Here is a 20,119-nt window from a genome sequence, read left to right on the forward strand (position 1 = left end):
AGCCTGTTTAATAATCAATCCTTGGTGTTGGCATCGATTTCCTTTGGAACTACAGGAATATCTTAGAATGTTTATCATTGAAAAATCAGTTTTTAGTATTTATTTAAACCTAAGCATGGTTTCAAGTATTTCGTTAATCTGCTTCGATTTTTGTCTAGATACAGGAATTTCTTCATCATCGCTCATAATTAGGCTTCCACCATCTTGTTTTAGAATTCCTTTTACAAATTTTGGGTTAATGAGGTGGGATTGGTGTACCCTAATGAAGCCTTGGTCCGTAAGAAGCTCTTCTATTTCTTTTAAGGTTCTACTTATTAAAACGCTTCTTTGTTCGTTACAAAAAATATTTGTGTAGTTATTGTCCGATTGACACCTTACAATATTATTGATGTCCACAATTTGATAGCCTACTCCCGTGGGTAGAGCTATTTTAGAATGACTTTTGTTGGAGTCCTTTAAATGAGTTTGAAATAGTTGCCACTGTTTGTTACTAGTTTTCTTTTGACGTTTTTCCCAATCAGAGAGTGCTTTGACTATGTTTTTTTCGGTTATCGGTTTTAAAAGATAGTTGATAGCACTGTATTGAAAGGCTTTTATTGCATATTGATCGTAAGCTGTAGTGAATATGATATCAAAATCGATAGGTAGTAAATTGTCTAGCAAGGCAAAACCATTAAGGTTTGGCATTTCTATGTCTAAAAACAGGATGTCTGGAGAGTTGTATTTAATAAACTCCAAGCCTTCCAATGGATTGGTAAAGGTTCCTATAATTTCGTAGTTTGAATTTAATTTATTGATTAAATTTTCCAAGACATTTATACAGTGGGTTTCGTCGTCTATTATTATGATTTTTGTCATAGCTTAGTGGTCATAAGTTAGTGTAATTCTTGTTCCTGTGGTATCACCTTCTTCTTCAAGATCGGTAATTTTTAAATGAATGGCATAGTCATTCAGATAGTTGTACCATTTTAATCGGTCTTGCACTATGGTTGTACCCATGGATTTATGCAGTTTTTTCTTTTTAGCGCTTTCATTTCTGCCTATGCCATTATCTTCAATAATAATTTTTAAATTTTCAGTAATATCGAAGATTATGGTTAGTTCTTTTCTGGCTTTTAAACTAGGTTGTAGTCCATGCCAGATGGCATTTTCAACAATGGGTTGTAAAAGTAAGGGAGGTATTTCATACTGAGAAAGTGCTTCTCGAGAAGCCACTTCAATGGTGTAGGTAAAGTCTTTCCCCATTCTGCTTTGTTCTAAGGATAAGTATAATTCTAGAATCTCAAGTTCTTCTTCAACCGTAATTTTTTTGCGGTTCGTGTTTTGTAATATACTTCGTAATAAACTCGAGAAATCGTCTAGATAATTTATAGCATCTTCATTTCTAGAGTTCATTATTAGGCTTTTAATGGCATTCATGCTGTTAAAAATAAAATGAGGATTCATTTGCGAGCGCAAGGCTACCATTTCTGTTTCCTTTATTTTTTTATTAAAGTCATCTTTTGTTTTTTGCTCCCTTTCACGTTCTATTTCGGAATAAAGCTGAAGGAGTTCCGAGGTTTTTTGGTTGACTTTTTCATCAAGTTCACGGTTCATGCGTTCTTGAATATGTTGATTTTCCTGGAGCTGTACTATCAGTTCTGCATCTGTTTTTTGTTTTTTCTTTTGAAGTAGGAATACATTTTCTCCTAAAGCTAGAGAGAAGCAATACACTTCTGCTAATAGGCCCATCTGGAAAATAATATTTGGGGCTTGTTTAAAACTAAACAGTTCTTTTGTAACAATCTGTATTTCGGAAAATCCAATAAATGTTCCTAACAAGGCTCCAATAAAAAAGAAGGATTGACCTAATATAAAATAATTTATTAAAGGATGTTTTACTTTATAAATTATCCAGAAAATTAAAATAAAATTAAGTGGTAGAATGAAAGAACGGATTATGAAAAATAGCATTCCCATGAATTTGATATCTGTAACTAAATTGCCAAACACAAAAATTGCTAGGGCATAAATAAAACAGAACCCTCCTAAGTAATACAGGATTTTTGCAAGTAATTTACTGTAGTTTTTGACCTCTAGCAGGTGTAGGATAAATAATATATAGAAGCCAATAAAGGTAAATTGGACAGGTTCAAATAAATTATAAGCTAATTCAGGAATGTATTTAAAGAAATTACCAATTGGTGCTAAGGTGTAGCGCAGTACTAAAAACCCGTAAATAAGCTGAAAAAACAAGTAGCCTAAATAATAAAGGTATAATTTTTTGCGAAGACGCAACCAAAAAATTAGTGTAAATACAAAGATAGTAGCTAAGGAGATGATGTAGAAGTAAATAAACCCTATAGATTTTTTTTGATGGTTATGAATACTAGTAGAAAATTTCCAATAATCAATTTCGGAATAGATTTCCGGCAACTTAGGACTAAACTTTAGTCTGTTACCACTCAATCTTACATAAATCTCAGATTTTTCAAAAGGAGGAAAACTTAGTTCTGAAAAGAAATCTTCTGATTGGTTCGCTCTTTCAGGAAAAGGTACATAAAATCCATTTTTTATCTGTTTGTATTCTTGTTTAGTCTGTTGGTAGATTGTCGTGTAGTTATTCAAGCTAAATAGATACGCTTTGACAGTGTCTTGTGATCGATTTTCAATTTGAAATTTGAGCCAAAAAGCTTTATCTATTGGAATAGTATTTAAAGTATCATGGGGTTTCCAATCTGTTTGCAATCTTACGTCTTCAAAAGACAGGTCTCTATCAATTTGTAGTACTTTAACATTTTCATTATTGGTTAACTGTACCTTACTGGATATGGAATTAACCATAATTTGCCCAGATAGGTGCATGATACCTATTAGAAAATAACATACTATTAAAGAGATAGTTTTTAACATTATAGCTAATGTACTATTCTATTTTGAAATGTCTAAGGTAGGTTTAGTATTTGGTAGGTTTTAATTAGTATTTGGTTGTTTATTTAGGATTAATGGATTTATTTGTGTCCCTTTTCTATGAAATAAATGTGAGTTTTTCTGTTTTTAATACGAGTTTAATCTCTTTTAAATATCTCAAATAGTCTAATTCTTTATGTATAAAAATATGATGATTAATTTTTTTAGACACGGACTAATCAGTACTTTTTTAAAGTATCTTTGTATGATATAAAACACAGTTTAAATGATTGTTTGGGCCCTTTTTATAGTTGGAATTATTGTTTTTTTAGCCTTAGATTTAGGTGTATTTAATAAGAATCCACATGTTATTAGTTCAAAAGAAGCAGGAGTTTGGACTGTGGTTTGGGTTACGATGTCTTTTGCGTTTTCAGGAGTGATTTATTGGTTGTACAGTCAAGGTGTGTATATTGATAATCCGGATAACTTGTTGCCACATGATGCCATGATTAAATATATTACGGGATATCTTATTGAGTTGTCCTTGAGTATTGATAATATATTTGTAATTGCTATAATATTTACTTCCTTTAAAATTCCGCCAAAGTATCAACATCGGGTTTTGTTTTGGGGGATATTAGGAGCTGTTGTATTTAGAGGTTTAATGATATTTTTGGGTGTCATGCTGATTCATAAGTTTTCATGGATGACTTATGTATTTGGAGCATTTTTGGTGTTTACTGCATTAAAGATGATGTTTAAAAAAGACGAGCATGACTTTCATCCTAAAAAATCATTTGTTTTTAGATTGCTAAAAAAAATTATGCCTATTACTACTGAAATTGAGAATGAGCATTTTTTTGTTAAACGCAGGCATATGACCGCAGCAACACCTTTATTTGTTGCTTTAGTGGTTATTGAAATGATGGATGTGGTGTTTGCTATTGATAGCGTGCCTGCTATTCTTTCCATAACTTCAGATCCTTTTTTGGTTTTTAGCTCCAATATCTTCGCAATTTTAGGTTTACGTTCTATGTATTTCTTTTTGGCAAATATGTTGGAAAGATTTAGTTACTTAGAATATAGCTTAATTGCTATTTTATCTTTTGTAGGAATTAAAATGTTGCTTGTACATTATTTTAAATTCCCAGAATGGGTTTCATTAGGCTTTATTGGTTTAGCGCTAGGAACTGGAATTGTGGTGTCCTTGCTAAAAAACAGAAAAGCCTAAGGAATTGTCTTAGGCTTTTAGGTTGGGTTTTTATTACTGATTATTTAATTACTTGCTTAAAAAATAAATCTACCTCTTCTTTAAAAACATCTAAAGGGATGCGATGTGCTAGAGTATTTCGAACATGAATCTTGTATTCTGGATGGTTTTCTATAGTTTCTGCTAAAAAGTTAAGTGTTTTTCTTGGATTCACCACCTCGTCTAGTGTTCCTAAAACAATTTGCTTGAATGAACTTTTTTGGTGTTTTACGTTGGGCGTTACTTGGTAAACAGAACGTTCTGCTAAAGCAGGATTAAATAACAGAGCAGGACATTGAAATGAATTAGAGACATAATAACCCGAAAAACCTCCCATACTGCTTCCTATAACAATATGGATGTCTTTTGATTTATATGAAGAAATTAAATTACCTATAGCTTGTGTGTCTGCTTCATAGTCAATTGAAGGTGAAATTACCTCTCCATATTGTTCCAAGATTTTTCTTTTTTCAGGATTTAGACTTCCGTTTAATCCGTGTATGTAAAGTATGTTCATAGTTTTGTAGTAAATTTAAAATAATAGCATCTAAATATACTTGATTATAATAAAACTTTAAAGAAATATAAGAATAGTAGAGTTTGTTGAGGTTTAAATTTCAGGCATATAAACTAAATAATTACTTTAAGAATGCTTTAATTCCAAAATTCCCAGAACGTTTTGTGTTTTCTTTTACTAATTGAATACCTTCTCCAATATTATTTTTAGATGTAAAAACAAAAGGGATAATATTTTTTAATTTTTTTGTTTTATAATGGTAGTCATATAAATAATCATCGTTAATAACTACATATAAATCTTGTTTTTTAAAGGCATTATTTGGTGAGTTGATGTAATCTGTGTGTTTGTAATTGACCCTTGAATTACTGTCATTGGTTAAATCGATAACATCTAAACAGTCTGTGTATTTAATTTCTTTTAAATTTAAAAACTTTCCATTACAATTTTTAATTACAATGTCGCCGTAAGAGTCTACTAAGAACCAATCAGTGGATGGCGTAAATACTTCTGTGACTGTATGACCATTCATCCAAACTACTCTTGAAATAATGTCTTTCGATTTTAATACATGATGTAATATCTTAGATGCTTCCGAGCAGATTTTCGTAAATTTATTGTCAACTTCTAAAATGTTGGTTTTGTCTCTAACTTGATTTCCTTTACCAACAAAGACAATGTCTCTTGTAAGTTTTACAGAGTTTTTTATTTCTAAATACAAACTGTCAAAAGTCTGTGTGTTTTCATTTTTAAAAACGGGTGTCTTATAGAATTCATCTTTTGATAAATAACTCATTTCGATAAATGGGAATGGTAGATGAATTACTTTGACATAGGTATAAATAGAAATAGGTAGTAGCAAAACAACTAATAGAAGTAAATATCTTTTTTTGAATTTGCTTACAAAACCCATAACATATTGATTATCAGATATAAATTTAGTAATAATTTTTTAAAAATCGACCTTAATTCCTTGAGGATTTTATTTTAAAAAAGTCAGTGTTAGAATGCTATGTTAAAGTTGAAGGTTTTTTGGTGGCAATTAATAATGTTAAGAAAATGATGGGAGGCATTGTGGGGGCAGACTTGAGTAGACTAGGTGTAAAACCAAAAAACCCGAACAGTTGTTCGGGTTTTTAGTGGTGGTGCCTCCAGGAATCGAACCAGGGACACAAGGATTTTCAGTCCTTTGCTCTACCAACTGAGCTAAGGCACCAGTTTCAAAATTGCTAACCAATATTTCGGTTAAGCAGGTGCAAATATAGAATCATTTTTATTATTCGCCAAAAGAAAGTAAATAAAAAAATCGTTTTGTAAATTTGCAACCTGACATAGAGCTATGAATTTAATAATAGATATTGGAAATACATTAGTTAAATTTGCTGTTTTTCAGCAAGATGAGTTAGTGTTTCAAACTTCGGGTGAAGACAATCTTTTTAAAAATAAATTTGAAAATATTTTAAAAAAATATCCCAAAATTGAAAAATGCATCATTTCTTCGGTTGGAAAAATGGATGAACAGGCGTTAGATTTTGTAAAAAAACGTCTAAAAATTCTAGTTTTGAATTCCGAAACTAAATTGTCATTTAAAAACCTTTACGGTACTCCAAAAACTTTAGGTGTAGATCGGTTGGCTTTGGTCAGTGCTGCATCTAGAGAATTTCCCAATAAAAATTGTTTGGTGATTGATTTAGGTTCGTGTATCACCTATGACTTCATTAACAAGGAAAACTGTTATTTAGGAGGCGCTATTTCACCGGGATTACGAATGAGATATAAGTCATTAAATAATTTTACAGCCAAATTACCGTTATTAGAAACAAAGCTTCCTGAAAATGTTATTGGAGATTCAACAGAAAGCGCCATTCATTCCGGAGTTGTTTTTGGTATTTTAAATGAAATAGATGGATTTATAGACAACTATAAACAGAAATTTTCAGATTTAACAGTTATTTTAACAGGTGGAGATGCTTATTTCTTGTCAAAACAATTAAAAAATAGCATATTTGCCAACTCAAATTTCCTATTAATAGGATTGAACCATATTTTACAATTTAATTCAACAGAATGATTAAAAAACTAATATTAGTTTTTATTGCATTATTTGCAATTCAAATTTACGCTCAAGAGGGAACTGCCTCACCATATTCGTATTATGGAATTGGTAGCTTAAAATTTAAAGGGACTGTTGAGAATAGGAGTATGGGAGGATTGAGTATCTATACAGATAGTATTCATTTAAATCTTCGAAATCCTGCTTCTTACGCAACCAAAAATCTAGAACAATACAATTACGAGAGTCGACCTGTGAAATTTGCTATTGGTGGGACTCACTCCAAATCTAAATTAAAAAGTAATTCAGCTTCCGATGTGGTAAACTCTACCACTTTAGACTACTTGGCCATGTCTTTTCCAGTGGGGAGATTTGGACTAGGAATGGGGCTTTTACCGTATACGACGGTAGGTTATAAGCTTGAAACCATGAATGGCAACAACGACCTTAAAAGTAAATTTAGAGGAGATGGTGGTGTTAACAAGGTGTATGGTTCTTTAGGATATTTAGTAACTGATGAATTGAGCGTAGGTGTGGATTTAGGTTACCATTTTGGTAATATTAGAAACCATACTATTGAGTATGTATATACAAATGATGGAAGTTTAGCACAATACCAAACTAGAGAAGACAATAGGTCGGACCTGAGTGGTTTAGGGTTAAATCTTGGAGTAACATACACTAAAATGGTGCAAGAGAAGTATGAGTTAACCACGTCATTAACTTATAGACCAAAAGCCAACTTAACTTCTAAAAACTCTCGTACTTTTAATACCATTACTATAAATTCAGTAAATGATAACGAGAATATTATCAATTCTATCGAGGCTGATTTGGATGGGCAAGGTTTAAAACAAACCGATTTGGTAATTCCTGCTAAACTAGCCTTTGGAGCTGGAATTGGACAGCCTAGGTCTTGGTTTGTTGGTGCTGAGTATTCCTACATCAATGTTGGTGAGTTTAAAAATGATTTATACGCAGCTAGCGATTCTGCAGGAAATGTTAGTTACTCAAGTGCTTCAGCTATTTCAGTTGGAGGATTTTTTATCCCAGATTACAATTCTTTTTCAAGTTACTTAAGTAGAGTGGTTTACAGGGCTGGAGTTAGGTTCGAAGGCACTGGATTAGAAATTAATGACGAAGCCATAAATGAGTTTGGCATATCTTTTGGAGTAGGGTTGCCAATGGGGAATACATTCTCTAACGCGAACATAGGAGTTGAGTTTGGAAAGAAAGGAACAACAAGCAGTAATTTAATTCAAGAGAATTTTATAAACTTTCAACTAAGCCTCTCGTTCAACGATAGATGGTTCCAAAAGAGAAAATTTAATTAAGAATAAAATAAAAATTATGAAAACCAAAATTACATTCTTGCTATTAGCCTTATTTTTAGGATTGGATTTTGTGTCTGCTCAAGATGATGATTCAAGCACTTTATCTATAATGTCTGAATATGCTAAATCAAAAAATTACGACGCAGCATATAAACCATTTATGGAGATACGAAAAAGAAATCCAAACTACAGTAGAGCAATTTATGTTTATGGAGAGAGTATTCTTAATCATAAAATCGACAATTCAAATGGAGCTGAAAAAGTTGCCTATATTAATGATTTGGTAAAACTTTGGGAAGAAAGACAAGCGCACTACGCTAGTAAAACACCTCAAGGAGAGTTTGGAGCTAAATCTTGTCAATTATTATATGACAATAGAGATGTTTTAAACAAAACTGATGAAGATTTATACGCATGTTTTGATACGGTGTTTAAAGCAGATTCAGAAACTTTTACAAACCCAAAATCACTTTATACTTATTTCTCATTAATTGTAGATTTATATGATGCAGGTAAAAAATCTGCAGGAGAATTGTTTACTAAATATGATGAAGTAGTTGAGAAGGTTGATAAAGAAGTAGGTAACTATTCAGAAAGTTTAAACAAACTTATTGAAAAACAAGATGCTGGTACCGCTTTAACAAGCAAAGAAGAAAGATATAAAACAATGTACGAAAGCTATTTAAAAGCTTACGATCAAATTTCTGGTAGCATCAATAGTAAATTAGGTTCTAGAGCAAATTGCGAAAACTTAGTTCCACTTTATGCTAAAGATTTTGAAGCAAACAAAGGTGATGCTGTTTGGTTACAAAGAGCAGCGGGTAACATGTCAGCTAAAGAATGTACAGACGACCCTTTATTCTTTAAATTAGTAAATGCATATCATAAACTAAGTCCGTCTGCAAACTCTGCTTACTACTTAGGAATCTTAAAAGATAAAGAAGGAAGAACTTCTGAAGCTATTAAGTTCTACGAGCAAGCTATAAGTTTAGAAGCTGATAGCTTCAAAAAAGCAAGACTTTATGAAAGAATTGGTGATAAATTAAAATCTCAAGGAAACTACGGACAAGCTAGAGGATATTTCAGAAACGCTTTAAAGTACAACCCATCCAACGGGCGTCCACATTTAAAAATTGCGGATATGTATAGTAGAAGTGCAAATAACTGTGGAGATACAAACTTTAATAAACGTGCTGTATTCTGGTTAGCTGCTATTGAGGCTGAAAAGGCTGGTCGTGTAGACCCAACTTTAACAAGTGCTGCAGCGCAATCTGCAACAAGTTATAGAGCTAAAGCTCCTCAAAAATCTGAAATTTTTGATGCAGGAAATGCAGGTCAAAAAATCAATATTGGATGTTGGATTGGTGACAGTGTTACCGTACCAAGCTTATAATGATTAAAACCTTTTTAAATAAAAGTAATTACATAGTCACAGCTCTAGCTGTGACTATGTTTTTTTTATATGGTTCAAGCTTATTTTCATATTATGGTCATATATAAATCACTTATAAACTTTTTTATATGTGGTATAATTTTAATTATGCTCACTTCATGTAAGAACAACTTTGAGGAAGTTAAAAAGATTGGTGTTTCTGAAAACGAACCTATTGGTGTTGCTGAACATATTAATTTAATATATACCGATTCAGGTAGAGTAACGGCCAATTTAAAAAGCCCTAAAATGTTAGATTACTCTAACAGAGAATTTGTTTTTAACGAATTCCCGGAAGGCATTGACTTAGATTTGTTTGATGAGGAGAACAAGAAAAGTAATGTTATTTCAGATTACGCTATAGTTTACGATAAAACCGGAATTATAGACTTACAAGGGAATGTGGTTTTATCGTCTGCAAATAATGACACCTTGTTTGCAGAACAACTATATTACGATCAAAAAAGAGAATGGCTTTTTACAAATAAACCTGTTACTTTTAGAACGGGTCGAGACGTAATAAATGGTAAAGGTTTCGATTCTGACGTGAAATTTAATAAGGCCCAAGTGTTAGAAATTGATGGAATCATCACACTTGACGAATAAATCTGTATCTTTACTCACCAATTTTAACATACCAAAATGAAATTATTTAAGTTTTTTCAATACGCCTATTTAGTGTTTTCTATTGTTTTTTTCTACCAAGTGGTTTCAGTCTATATGAAGGAAGGTACTCTTGATATCGCTTCGTTATTGTTGGCTGCAGCCGCTCTTTTTATGTTCTTTTTTAGAAGGAAATTCAATAAAAAACTTGAAAATAAAGACGACAAGTAATCCATGGATTCAGACGTTATAATTATTATAGCATCCTTAATACTTTCAGCTTTTTTTTCCGGAATGGAAATTGCTTATGTGTCTTCTAATAAAATTCACATAGAAATAGAGAAAAAGCAACAAGGGCTTTTGGCTAAAGTACTAACAAAACTTACAGCAAAACCGTCTAAGTTTATTGCTACCATGCTAATTGGTAATAATATCGCCTTAGTTATTTACGGTTTTTTTATGGGGGAACTGCTTGTGGAGTGGTTTCAGACATTTTTACCATCCGATTCTAGTATGGTAAATTATTTGTTGGTAGACTTTAGTTTGTTAACCCAAACCATTATTTCAACCTTAGTCATCTTAATTACTGCTGAATTTTTACCCAAAGTATTTTTTCAAATTTATGCTAATTACTTGCTAAAGCTTTTAGCCGTTCCTGCCTATTTGTTTTATTTACTATTCAGTTTTTTATCAGATTTTGTTATTTGGATTTCAGACCTAGTATTAAAGAAGTTTTTTAAAACAGAAGGAGATCAGATACAGTTAGCTTTCTCGAAAGTTGAATTGGGTAATTATATAAGTGAGCAAATGGAATCGGTAGAAGAAAGTGACGATATAGATTCTGAAATACAAATTTTTCAGAATGCCTTGGAGTTTTCCGACGTAAAAGCGAGGGAAGTCATGATTCCTAGAACCGAAATTACCGCTGTAGACATTACAGAAAGTTCTAAAAACTTAAGTGCACTTTTCACCGAAACAGGTTTTTCAAAAATATTGGTTTATAAGGACACCATAGATGATATTCTAGGTTATGTACATTCCTTCGAGCTTTTTAAAAAGCCAAAAACATTGAAGTCTATTTTAGTTCCTGTAGAATTTGTTCCAGAAACCATGTTGATTAAAGATATACTCAGTATTCTCATTAAGAAAAGAAAAAGTATGGCAATAGTTTTAGATGAGTATGGTGGTACATCTGGAGTTTTAACAGTTGAGGATATTGTAGAGGAACTTTTTGGCGAGATTGAAGACGAACACGACACGATGATTCTTATAGAAGAAAGGTTGGACGATGATTTGTATAAACTTTCTGCCCGTTTAGAGGTCGATTATTTGAATGAACACTTTAAACTTAATTTACCTGAAAGCGAGAATTATGAAACTCTCGGAGGGTTAATTGTTGATTTTACAGAAGAAATTCCTCAACAAAACGAAATAGTTAAAATTGATAAATTTCAATTTAAAATTCTTGAAGTTTCCAATACAAAAATTGATTTGGTGGAACTTAAAATCCTTGAGGTCGATTAAATTCCTAATCTTAATATAATTAATGCGTAATTCTACTTTTATTATTAAATAGAAAATGGTATTTTCGCGCTCGATAATTTATAATCTATAGAAATAAAAATGGCAGTTTTAAATAAAATTAGACAACGTGGACTTTTCTTAATCATAGTGATTGCGTTAGCGTTATTCTCTTTTGTAATTGGTGATTTGTTTAGAAATACAGATGCACTATTAGGGAAATCTCAAAACATTGTTGCAACCATTAACGGAAAAGATATCTCGCGTGAAGACTTTATGCAAAAAGTGGAGGTTGTACAAAGACAACTAGGTCCTAACGGTACCAGCACTCAAGCCATGAATAGAGTTTGGGAACAAGAAGTAAGACAAGCTGTTTTAGAGTCGCAATTTGAAGTTTTAGGGCTTGATATTCAAAGAGATCAAATGAGAGATTTATTGAGAACCAATTTGTCTAACAGTCCAGAATTTCAAAATGAAGTTGGAGTTTTTGATGAGAACAAATTAAACGAATATATTGCCAATTTAAAAGAAACATCGGCTATTGCATACAAGCAATGGGTTGATTACGAAAATAGTATTGGAGTAAATGCGCTTCAAGAAAACTATTTTAATATGGTTAAAGCTGGAATGACAGGTACTTTAGCTGAAGGGAAGTTAGAACACATCCTACAAAGCGAAACAGTGGACATTAAATATGTTCAAATTCCTTATACATCTATTGCCGATAGTACTGTGTCTGTATCGAAGTCTGAAATTTCTTCATACATTAAAAAACATAAAAAGCAATATGAAGTTGAAGCGACTAGAGATATTCGTTATGTAGAATTTAGAGAGGTTGCTTCTGTAGAAGATGAAAATAATATTAAACAAGGTCTAACAGATTTATTAAAAGACCAAGTTGTTTATAATGAAATTACAAAAACGAACGATACTATAAAAGGATTTGCAAGAGTAACAAATAATAAGGCTTATGTAAATTCAAATTCAGATATTAAATTTGAAGATGGTTTTAAATTTAAATCAGAATTGCCAACAACGGTTGCAGATAGTATTTTTAATTTAAATGTAGGTCAAGTTTTTGGTCCGTATAAAGATGAAAACCATTTTAAATTAACTAAAGTAATTGAGGCTATTCAAATGCCAGATTCTGTTAAGGCAAGACATATTTTAATTCCTTTTGTTGGTGCAGCAAACAGCTTGCCAGAGGTTACTCAAACAGAAGCTGATGCTAAGAAAACAGCTGATAGCTTATTGACAGTTTTAAGAAAAGACAAATCTAAATTTGGAGAATTTGTAACAAACTTTTCTTCTGATCAAGGAAGTGTTGAAAATGGAGGTAGCTACGACTATTTTACTTACAACACGATGATTGAGCCTTTTAGAGATTTTGTTTTCGAAAACAATGTAGGCGATATGGATGTTGTACAAACTGTTTTTGGATTCCATATTATAGAAATTGAAGGTCAGAAAAACAAGCAACGTGCTATAAAAACAGCAACTCTAGCAAGAGTTATTGAGCCATCTGAAACAAGTGTTAACCAAGTTTTTAGAGATGCTTCTAATTTCGAGATTGCTATTGAAAAAGGTAATTTTGAGGCTGTAGCTCAAGAAAAAGATTTAAATGTACGTCCTGTAAATGGAATTAAAATTTTAGATGAAAATATCCCAGGCTTAGGAAACCAAAGGTCATTGGTGCGTTGGGCATTTGAAGATGGAACTAAAGTAGGTTCAGTTAAGCGTTTTAACTTAAACGGTGGATATGCAGTTGTTCAGATAACAGCGTCTAATGCTGAAGGATTAATGAATACAGAACAAGCTTCAGTTACTGCTTTACCTGCAATTAGAAAGGAAAAGAAAGCTAAATTAATTAAAGATAGAATTTCTGCTACAACTTTAGAAGCTGTTGCTGCTGCTGAAGGGAAAACCGTTCAAACTGCATTAGCTATCAATATGAAAAACCCAACTATTTCAGGTGCTGGAAAAGAAGGTGTTGTTGTTGGTACAGCTTTTGGATTAAAAGAAGGAGAAACATCGAAATTAATTGAAGGAGAAAGAGGTGTTTATATGATTCAGGTTACAAAAAGAACTCCAGTTGCAGAGTTAGATAACTACCAAGGGTTTGCAAACCAAGTTGGAACTGCCAAAGCGGGGAATGTAAATGCAAAACTTTACAATGCTTTAAAAGAAGCTTCAGAAATTGAAGATAACAGAGCAAACACTGTTCAATAAAAATTAATCTTATTATATACAATAAAAAAAGCTTCACAGATTTGTGAAGCTTTTTTTATGGATTAAGAATCGTTTATTTTATCATTTCAGAATAAGGAAGAATGGTGGTATATCCTTTTTGTTTGAAATACCTTTCAGGGTTATCTTCTGATGTAACAAGGATAAAATCGCCTCCCCAAGCTCCAAGACTTTTTACGGCGCCAATAAAATCAGGAAACAGTTTAACTTTAACTGGTATTTGTTGAATTATTTTAGAAACAAGTTGTTCATGGTTGTTTATAAGTTCTTGGAAGTCGCTTAAGTTAGTGCAAGATATTATTTCAGTAGTTATATTGCTAACCTCCTTAATTTCTTCTGTTTTATTTGTTTTATTTGCCTTGTAGTGAGCAATTCCTTCTCTGCTATTTTGTTTTTTGTTTAAGTGCACAAAATATAGGGCATCTTTAAACGAAGGGTTAAAATCAACTTCCTTAACCGTTCTTTTAATGTTGTTTCCTAATTGGTAAGTTATTGGTTTGTTGAATTGTGCACAAGCAATATCATAACCAGAGCCACCAAAAGTTAGTTCTAAAAGTTTATAAGGATCTACCTTTGCCCAATTGGCTATGTTGTTTATTAGGGTAGATGAAGAGCCTAATCCCCAATCTTGAGGGAATGTTAGTTTAGTTTCAACTAGGTGACCGGAATTTAAAATTTCAGGATTAAGTTGGTTTACTGCTTGTAGAATTTCAAATAACCGGAGTGTGTAACCATCCGTAAATTGGTTTAAACCTGAATGTAAATTCTTGATTTTGATTTCGGTTTTAAACCACAAATTATTTTTATAATCTAAGCTTCTCCAAATAACTTTAGGTTCATCTAGGGGTTTCACCTCCATGGATTGTCCGAATGAGGTTGGAACCGCTAAGGATAAAGCTCCATCAAGAACGACATATTCTCCGGTGAGCAATAATTTCCCGTTACTATAATGAGTTTTAGATGTCATATTTTAACTTGAAGTTTTTTGGAAAGAATTGATTTGGTATTAAGAAGTTATTTTAGCCTTAACTTGTTTAATTCCTCTACAACAGCGCTATGTGAGGCGGTATGTTTTTTAAAATGTTCAATTAGGATTGTTTTTTCCTCGTTTGTAGCTTCAAATTGATTTAAGATATTTAATAGATGCATTTTCATATGACCTTCCTGAATTCCTGTTGTTGTTAAGGATCGTAGGGCGCCAAAGTTTTGAGCCAAACCGGCTACGGCTACTATTTGCATAAGTTCTTTGGCGCTTGGTTTGTGTAAAAGCTCCAAGGCCAACTTAACTAAAGGATGTAAACTTGTTAAGCCTCCCACAGTTCCAAGTGCTAACGGAATTTCAATCCAAAATTTAAATATGCCATCTTCAATTTTTGCATGGGTGAGGCTGCTGTATTTACCGTTTCTTGATGCATAAGCATGGACACCTGCTTCCACGGCTCTAAAATCATTACCCGTAGCAAGAACAACGGCATCAATTCCGTTCATGATTCCTTTATTATGTGTAACTGCTCTAAAGGGTTCTACTTCTGCAATTCTAACCGCTTGTATAAATTTATTGGCAAACTCTTCAGGGTTAATGGAGGGGTTCTCAGTTAAGTCTTTTACTGGACAGCTTACTTCAGCTCGTACTAAACAGTCTGGAACATAATTGGAAAGTATGCTCATGATTACTTCAATATTCTTTTCTTCCTCAGAAAAACCCTCATATTTTAGTGCTTCTTCTCGGAAAGTTTTAGCAAACTGTTCCAAGCAGGAGTTAATAAAGTTAGCTCCCATGGCATCCAGAGTTTCAAAAGTAGCATGCAACTGAAAATAACCTTCAATGCTTTCGGTTTTATCTCGTAACTCAATATCTAAAATCCCTCCGCCACGCTTCTCCATGTTTTTAGTAATAGGTTTACTGGCTTCAAAAAGTTTTGGTTTAACGGTTTCAAAAAAGCTTTTTAACACTTCAAAGTCACCTTGAAACATAAAGTGTACCTGTCCGATTTTTGTAGTTGAAATTACTTCAGCCTTAAAACCTCCTCTATCCAACCAGAATTTGGCAGCTTTACTAGCAGCGGCAACTACCGAGCTTTCCTCAATAGCCATTGGAATGGTATGCATTTTACCATTAATTAAAAAATTTGGCGCCACTCCAAAAGGCAAATAATAATTGGTAATTGTGTTCTCTATAAACTCGTCGTGTAGCTGTTGTAGCTTGAGGTTCGAGTTCCAATATTGTTTGATAATATTTTTGGCCTCGTTGTTATTATTGAAATAGGTGGATACGATCCAATCGATTTTATGCGATTTAGAAAGTTTGGAAAAACCAGAAATAGATTTGTTCATGAAATTAGTATTGAAACACAAAGATACTGTTCTCGAAATTATTTTTGAAGGCAATGTATTTTAAAAGCTTATTTTACTGTTAATATTTGGGGTTTTTCGCGTAATTTTTAGTAAACTTGACAATATTTTTTTTCAAAAAACTATTTTAATGATATTTTCAAGACAACTACTCTTATTTTGCTTTTTAGCAACCCTTTTAACATCAGCGCAAAACAAAGAAATTACCTTAGAAGAAATTTGGAATGGTACCTTTAGAACCGAAGGTTTGGACGCTTTACATTCAATGAAAAACGGCCAACAATATTCGGTTCTTGATTTCGACAGAAGTTCGGGTGTAACCGCTATCGATGTTTATGATTATAAGACTTTAAAAAAAGTAAAAACTTTGGTTAGTTCCAGTGATTTGGATGCCATTGCTTATTTTAGTAATTACACTTTTAGCGAAGACGAAAGTCAAATCCTTTTGGCTACAGATGTCACTCCTATTTTTAGACGCTCTTCCTTAGGTAAATATTATGTTTTTGATATAAAAACTAAAAAACTGACTTTAGTAGCTGAAGAAAAAATCCAAGAACCAACCTTTTCTCCAGATGGAAATAAAATAGCATATGGTTATAATAACAATTTATTTGTAAAAGATTTACGTTCAGGAGAAACAACCCAAATTACTTTTGATGGTGAGAAAAATAAAATTATCAATGGTATTACTGATTGGGTTTATGAAGAAGAGTTTGGTTTTGTTAGAGCTTTTCAATGGAATTCAGCAAGTAATAAAATAGCTTTTATACGTTTTGACGAAACTTTGGTTCCGGAATTTTCTATGGATGTTTACGGGAGTGATTTATACCCAACACAAGACGTGTTTAAATACCCTAAAGCAGGAGAAGCCAATGCTTTGGTGTCCCTTCATTTATATAACGTGGATTCCGATTTGCTTTCAGAAGTGAAAGTCAATAAAGATTACCACGATTTTTATATTCCTAGAATAAAATGGACCAATAACTCAGATGTATTAAGTGCACATTTCTTAAATAGACATCAAAACCAATTAGATTTATGGTTTATAGATACTAATAACAACTCCGCAAAAATAGCTTTGGAAGAAAGAGATGAGGCGTATGTTGACGTTACAGACGATTTAACCTTTTTAAAAGACAATAGTTTTATTTGGACAAGTGAAAAAGATGGTTACAATCACATCTACCACTATTCTCAAGATGGAAAGTTATTAAACCAAGTAACTAAAGGAAATTGGGAAGTTACAAGTTACTATGGCTTTGATGAAAAACGCAATAAAATTTTCTATCAATCTACAGAAACTGGATCTATTAATAGAGCTGTTTATAGCATTAAACTTAATGGACGAGATAAAGAGCAGTTAACAAAAGTAGAAGGGACGAACAGAGCTTCTTTTAGTGCAGATTTCTCTTATTTTATTAATTCGTTTTCTAATAATTTAACTCCACCAACATTTACCTTAAACGATGCCAAATCTGGTAAAATTATTAAGAGTATAAAGGATAATGAAAAGCTATTACAAAAGTTAGCGGCTTATAAAATGTCTAAAAAGGAGTATAGTACCATTAATATTAATGGGAACGACTTAAATATGTGGATGATTAAGCCAGCTGATTTTGATGAAACGAAGGAGTATCCATTGTTTATGTATCAATACTCTGGTCCTGGTTCACAACAAGTTGCAAATAGTTGGGGAGGTACAAATGACTATTGGTATCAAATGTTAGCGCAAAATGGCTATATTGTGGCCTGTGTGGATGGAAGAGGTACAGGTTTTAAAGGAGCTGATTTTAAGAAAGTAACACAAAAAGAACTAGGGAAATACGAAGTAGAAGATCAAATTGATGCTGCTAAATATTTAGGTGAATTACCATATATAGATGCATCTAGAATTGGAATTTGGGGATGGAGTTACGGCGGATTTATGAGTAGTAATGCGCTTTTCAAAGGTAACGATGTTTTTAAAATGGCTATTGCTGTTGCTCCTGTAACTAGCTGGCGTTTTTACGATACCGTTTATACAGAGCGTTACATGACAACACCTCAAGAAAATCCTAGTGGTTACGACGATAATTCACCAATAAACCATGTGGACAAATTAAAAGGAAACTTTTTGTTAATCCATGGTTCATCAGATGATAATGTACATGTTCAAAATACAATGCTTATGGTGGAAGCTTTAGTGCAAGCAAATAAGCAGTTTGAGTGGATGGTTTATCCAGATAAAAATCATGGTATTTATGGTGGGAATACCAGATTACATTTATACACCAAAATGACTAACTATATTAAAGAAAATCTATAAAAACAGAACTTATGAGTCAGGAACAAGATCCAGCGTTAATTGCGCATCTCGCGAAAAGAGGTATAGACGATAAAATGGTAATGGGACATCCAGCAGGATTGTTCATATTGTTTTTTACAGAAATGTGGGAACGATTTAGTTATTACGGAATGCGTGCGTTATTAACGGTATTCTTAATTACAGAAATAGCTAATAATGGATGGGGTTGGACTAATGCTGATGCTATGCAACTATATGCTTGGTATACAGGTTTAGTATACTTAACGCCACTATTAGGAGGTATTATTGCAGATAAATTTACAGGGTTTAGAAAAGCTATTTTATTAGGTGCACTTATTATGACTTTAGGGCATTTATCAATGGCTTTTGAAGGTATAAACCCTAACTTTTTCTATGCAGGATTAGTGCTAATGATTTTTGGTAATGGTTTGTTTAAACCGAATATTTCTTCAATGGTAGGAAATCTTTACCCAGATTCAAGTTCTAAAAAAGATGCAGGTTATACTATTTTCTATATGGGTATTAATGCAGGAGCGTTTTTAGGAATGCTACTTTGTGGTTATATAGGTGAAAAAGTAGGATGGCACTATGGTTTCGGATTAGCGGGAGTTTTCATGCTATTCGGAATGTTACAATTTTACTTTGGAGCTAAAATCTTTGGTGATATAGGTGCACAACCTGAGAAACACACTAAGGAAGAATTACAAAAAATTGCTGAAGAATCGGATGAAGAGGTATTAGCTCCTAATGTTGTTAGAGATCGATTAGTAGTAGTAGGCGTACTAATGGTAGCAAGTATATTTTTCTTCTTTGCATTTGAACAAGCAGGAGGGTCTATGACTGTTTTTGCTAAGGATTATACTCAAAGAGTTTTAGAAGGTAGTACAGGTACTATTTTTAAATGGGTGGATGCTATTTTAACCATCTTCCCTATTCTTATTGTTTCGTGGGTACTTTACGGTTTGGGAAAGAAAATTTTTAAAGCGTATCCGTTAACAATCATCTTTACTGCAATCTCATTTATTATCATTTGGATTTTAGGAGTATGGAAAGTATACAGAGAATTTAGTTTAGAACATACAGAAGTAACTGTTTCTTGGTTTCAGATTTTGAACTCGTTCTTCATTATTACTTTAGCTTCGTCATTTAGTAAGATTTGGGAGAAAGTATGGAATCCATCGGGTCCTGTAAAGTTTGCTATGGGCTTAACTTTAGTAGGCGTTGGGTTTATTGTATTGTCATTTGGAGCCAATAGTATTCCACAAGGAGCAACTTCGGCATCTGTAAGTATGATTTGGTTGATATTAGCTTATTTCTTCCATACAACAGGAGAACTTTGTTTGTCGCCAGTAGGACTCTCTTATGTTTCTAAATTATCTCCTAAACGTTTGGCAGGATTGTTATTTGGGTTGTGGTTTACAGCTTCTGCGATAGCTAACTTTATTGCTGGACAAACGGGATCATATATTGATAAAATATCAGAAACCTATTCTATGTCTACATTCTTCTTAATTATTGCTTCCATACCAATGGCGGCAGCGGTAATCTTATTGATATTGAACCCGAAATTAAAGAAAATGATGCACGGTATTAACTAACCCCAAAAGGTAACTAACT

The 20,119-nt window shown here is 32.6% G+C and carries 16 protein-coding genes and 1 tRNA gene; 10 read left to right on the forward strand and 7 right to left on the reverse strand.

Going from position 1 to position 20,119, the window contains the following annotated elements; translation table 11 throughout:
- Positions 1-99 precede the first annotated feature (99 nt).
- The gene (locus tag VKY41_RS10835) at positions 100-858 is read right to left on the reverse strand and encodes a LytR/AlgR family response regulator transcription factor (protein WP_500814475.1); all 759 of its coding nucleotides are present in this window, start codon (positions 856-858) and stop codon (positions 100-102) included.
- Between the two features lie 3 nt (positions 859-861).
- A complete protein-coding gene (locus VKY41_RS10840) occupies positions 862-2,892 on the reverse strand; it encodes a histidine kinase (protein ID WP_500814476.1) in 2,031 nt (676 codons plus the stop codon).
- A gap of 283 nt (positions 2,893-3,175) precedes the next feature.
- Between VKY41_RS10840 and VKY41_RS10845 the strand changes: the two genes are divergently transcribed.
- Positions 3,176-4,120 (forward strand): TerC family protein, encoded by a 945-nt coding sequence (locus VKY41_RS10845; RefSeq protein WP_500814477.1) that lies wholly within the window; start codon positions 3,176-3,178, stop codon positions 4,118-4,120.
- A gap of 40 nt (positions 4,121-4,160) precedes the next feature.
- On the opposite strand, the gene VKY41_RS10850 is transcribed toward VKY41_RS10845, so the two are convergent.
- From VKY41_RS10850 to VKY41_RS10860, 3 genes are all read right to left on the reverse strand, one after another.
- On the reverse strand, positions 4,161-4,655 hold the full coding sequence (locus VKY41_RS10850; RefSeq protein WP_500814478.1) for a YqiA/YcfP family alpha/beta fold hydrolase: 495 nt from the start codon (positions 4,653-4,655) through the stop codon (positions 4,161-4,163).
- Between the two features lie 121 nt (positions 4,656-4,776).
- Positions 4,777-5,451, reverse strand: coding sequence for a hypothetical protein (locus VKY41_RS10855; protein WP_500814479.1), 675 nt, complete (start codon positions 5,449-5,451; stop codon positions 4,777-4,779).
- A gap of 344 nt (positions 5,452-5,795) precedes the next feature.
- Positions 5,796-5,871, reverse strand: a tRNA-Phe gene (locus tag VKY41_RS10860).
- Between the two features lie 123 nt (positions 5,872-5,994).
- Here VKY41_RS10860 and VKY41_RS10865 point away from each other — a divergent pair.
- The 7 genes from VKY41_RS10865 to VKY41_RS10895 all read left to right on the forward strand — a co-directional run bounded on the left by VKY41_RS10865 (position 5,995) and on the right by VKY41_RS10895 (position 13,827).
- Positions 5,995-6,726, forward strand: coding sequence for a type III pantothenate kinase (locus tag VKY41_RS10865; protein WP_500814480.1), 732 nt, complete (start codon positions 5,995-5,997; stop codon positions 6,724-6,726).
- The gene (bamG, locus tag VKY41_RS10870; RefSeq protein WP_500814481.1) at positions 6,723-8,042 is read left to right on the forward strand and encodes a BamG family beta-barrel-assembly machinery protein; all 1,320 of its coding nucleotides are present in this window, start codon (positions 6,723-6,725) and stop codon (positions 8,040-8,042) included. The genes VKY41_RS10865 and bamG overlap by 4 nt, the downstream gene beginning before the upstream one ends.
- Positions 8,043-8,058: 16 nt before the next feature.
- Positions 8,059-9,435: a tetratricopeptide repeat protein gene (locus VKY41_RS10875; RefSeq protein ID WP_500814482.1), complete on the forward strand. Its 1,377-nt coding sequence runs from the start codon at positions 8,059-8,061 to the stop codon at positions 9,433-9,435.
- 93 nt (positions 9,436-9,528) lie between these two features.
- Complete coding sequence (lptC, locus tag VKY41_RS10880) at positions 9,529-10,080, forward strand: LPS export ABC transporter periplasmic protein LptC (protein ID WP_500814483.1); 552 nt, start codon at positions 9,529-9,531, stop codon at positions 10,078-10,080.
- A gap of 36 nt (positions 10,081-10,116) precedes the next feature.
- The gene (locus VKY41_RS10885) at positions 10,117-10,308 is read left to right on the forward strand and encodes a hypothetical protein (protein WP_500814484.1); all 192 of its coding nucleotides are present in this window, start codon (positions 10,117-10,119) and stop codon (positions 10,306-10,308) included.
- Between the two features lie 3 nt (positions 10,309-10,311).
- Entirely contained in the window at positions 10,312-11,601 is a 1,290-nt protein-coding gene (locus VKY41_RS10890) for a hemolysin family protein (protein WP_500814485.1), read from the forward strand.
- 99 nt (positions 11,602-11,700) lie between these two features.
- Positions 11,701-13,827, forward strand: coding sequence for a peptidylprolyl isomerase (locus VKY41_RS10895; RefSeq protein WP_500814486.1), 2,127 nt, complete (start codon positions 11,701-11,703; stop codon positions 13,825-13,827).
- Between the two features lie 73 nt (positions 13,828-13,900).
- On the opposite strand, the gene VKY41_RS10900 is transcribed toward VKY41_RS10895, so the two are convergent.
- Positions 13,901-14,812, reverse strand: a complete 912-nt coding sequence (locus tag VKY41_RS10900) for a GYDIA family GHMP kinase (RefSeq protein ID WP_500814487.1) — start codon at positions 14,810-14,812, stop codon at positions 13,901-13,903.
- A 47-nt stretch (positions 14,813-14,859) separates the two neighbouring features.
- Complete coding sequence (locus VKY41_RS10905; protein ID WP_500814488.1) at positions 14,860-16,179, reverse strand: hydroxymethylglutaryl-CoA reductase, degradative; 1,320 nt, start codon at positions 16,177-16,179, stop codon at positions 14,860-14,862.
- Positions 16,180-16,327: 148 nt separating this feature from the next.
- Here VKY41_RS10905 and VKY41_RS10910 point away from each other — a divergent pair, with 148 nt between their 5' ends.
- Positions 16,328-18,502 carry a S9 family peptidase gene (locus tag VKY41_RS10910; protein WP_500814489.1) on the forward strand — a complete coding sequence of 725 codons (2,175 nt, stop codon included), beginning with the start codon at positions 16,328-16,330 and terminating at the stop codon, positions 18,500-18,502.
- An 11-nt stretch (positions 18,503-18,513) separates the two neighbouring features.
- Entirely contained in the window at positions 18,514-20,100 is a 1,587-nt protein-coding gene (locus tag VKY41_RS10915; RefSeq protein ID WP_500814490.1) for a peptide MFS transporter, read from the forward strand.
- Positions 20,101-20,119: the final 19 nt, after the last annotated feature.

This window comes from Xanthomarina sp., assembly GCF_035306605.1.
In the GTDB taxonomy this organism is placed as follows: domain Bacteria; phylum Bacteroidota; class Bacteroidia; order Flavobacteriales; family Flavobacteriaceae; genus Xanthomarina.

What these genes read in the sequence shown, in the direction of transcription:
- VKY41_RS10840 (WP_500814476.1), bottom strand. Translation starts at nt 2,892, where the DNA reads ATGTTAAAAACTATCTCTTTAATAGTATGTTATTTTCTAATAGGTATC.
- lptC (WP_500814483.1), top strand. Translation starts at nt 9,529, where the DNA reads ATGGTCATATATAAATCACTTATAAACTTTTTTATATGTGGTATAATT.
- VKY41_RS10915 (WP_500814490.1), top strand. Translation starts at nt 18,514, where the DNA reads ATGAGTCAGGAACAAGATCCAGCGTTAATTGCGCATCTCGCGAAAAGA.
- VKY41_RS10905 (WP_500814488.1), bottom strand. Translation starts at nt 16,179, where the DNA reads ATGAACAAATCTATTTCTGGTTTTTCCAAACTTTCTAAATCGCATAAA.
- VKY41_RS10855 (WP_500814479.1), bottom strand. Translation starts at nt 5,451, where the DNA reads ATGAGTTATTTATCAAAAGATGAATTCTATAAGACACCCGTTTTTAAA.
- VKY41_RS10900 (WP_500814487.1), bottom strand. Translation starts at nt 14,812, where the DNA reads ATGACATCTAAAACTCATTATAGTAACGGGAAATTATTGCTCACCGGA.
- VKY41_RS10850 (WP_500814478.1), bottom strand. Translation starts at nt 4,655, where the DNA reads ATGAACATACTTTACATACACGGATTAAACGGAAGTCTAAATCCTGAA.
- VKY41_RS10865 (WP_500814480.1), top strand. Translation starts at nt 5,995, where the DNA reads ATGAATTTAATAATAGATATTGGAAATACATTAGTTAAATTTGCTGTT.
- VKY41_RS10885 (WP_500814484.1), top strand. Translation starts at nt 10,117, where the DNA reads ATGAAATTATTTAAGTTTTTTCAATACGCCTATTTAGTGTTTTCTATT.
- VKY41_RS10875 (WP_500814482.1), top strand. Translation starts at nt 8,059, where the DNA reads ATGAAAACCAAAATTACATTCTTGCTATTAGCCTTATTTTTAGGATTG.
- VKY41_RS10835 (WP_500814475.1), bottom strand. Translation starts at nt 858, where the DNA reads ATGACAAAAATCATAATAATAGACGACGAAACCCACTGTATAAATGTC.
- VKY41_RS10845 (WP_500814477.1), top strand. Translation starts at nt 3,176, where the DNA reads ATGATTGTTTGGGCCCTTTTTATAGTTGGAATTATTGTTTTTTTAGCC.
- VKY41_RS10895 (WP_500814486.1), top strand. Translation starts at nt 11,701, where the DNA reads ATGGCAGTTTTAAATAAAATTAGACAACGTGGACTTTTCTTAATCATA.
- VKY41_RS10910 (WP_500814489.1), top strand. Translation starts at nt 16,328, where the DNA reads ATGATATTTTCAAGACAACTACTCTTATTTTGCTTTTTAGCAACCCTT.
- bamG (WP_500814481.1), top strand. Translation starts at nt 6,723, where the DNA reads ATGATTAAAAAACTAATATTAGTTTTTATTGCATTATTTGCAATTCAA.
- VKY41_RS10890 (WP_500814485.1), top strand. Translation starts at nt 10,312, where the DNA reads ATGGATTCAGACGTTATAATTATTATAGCATCCTTAATACTTTCAGCT.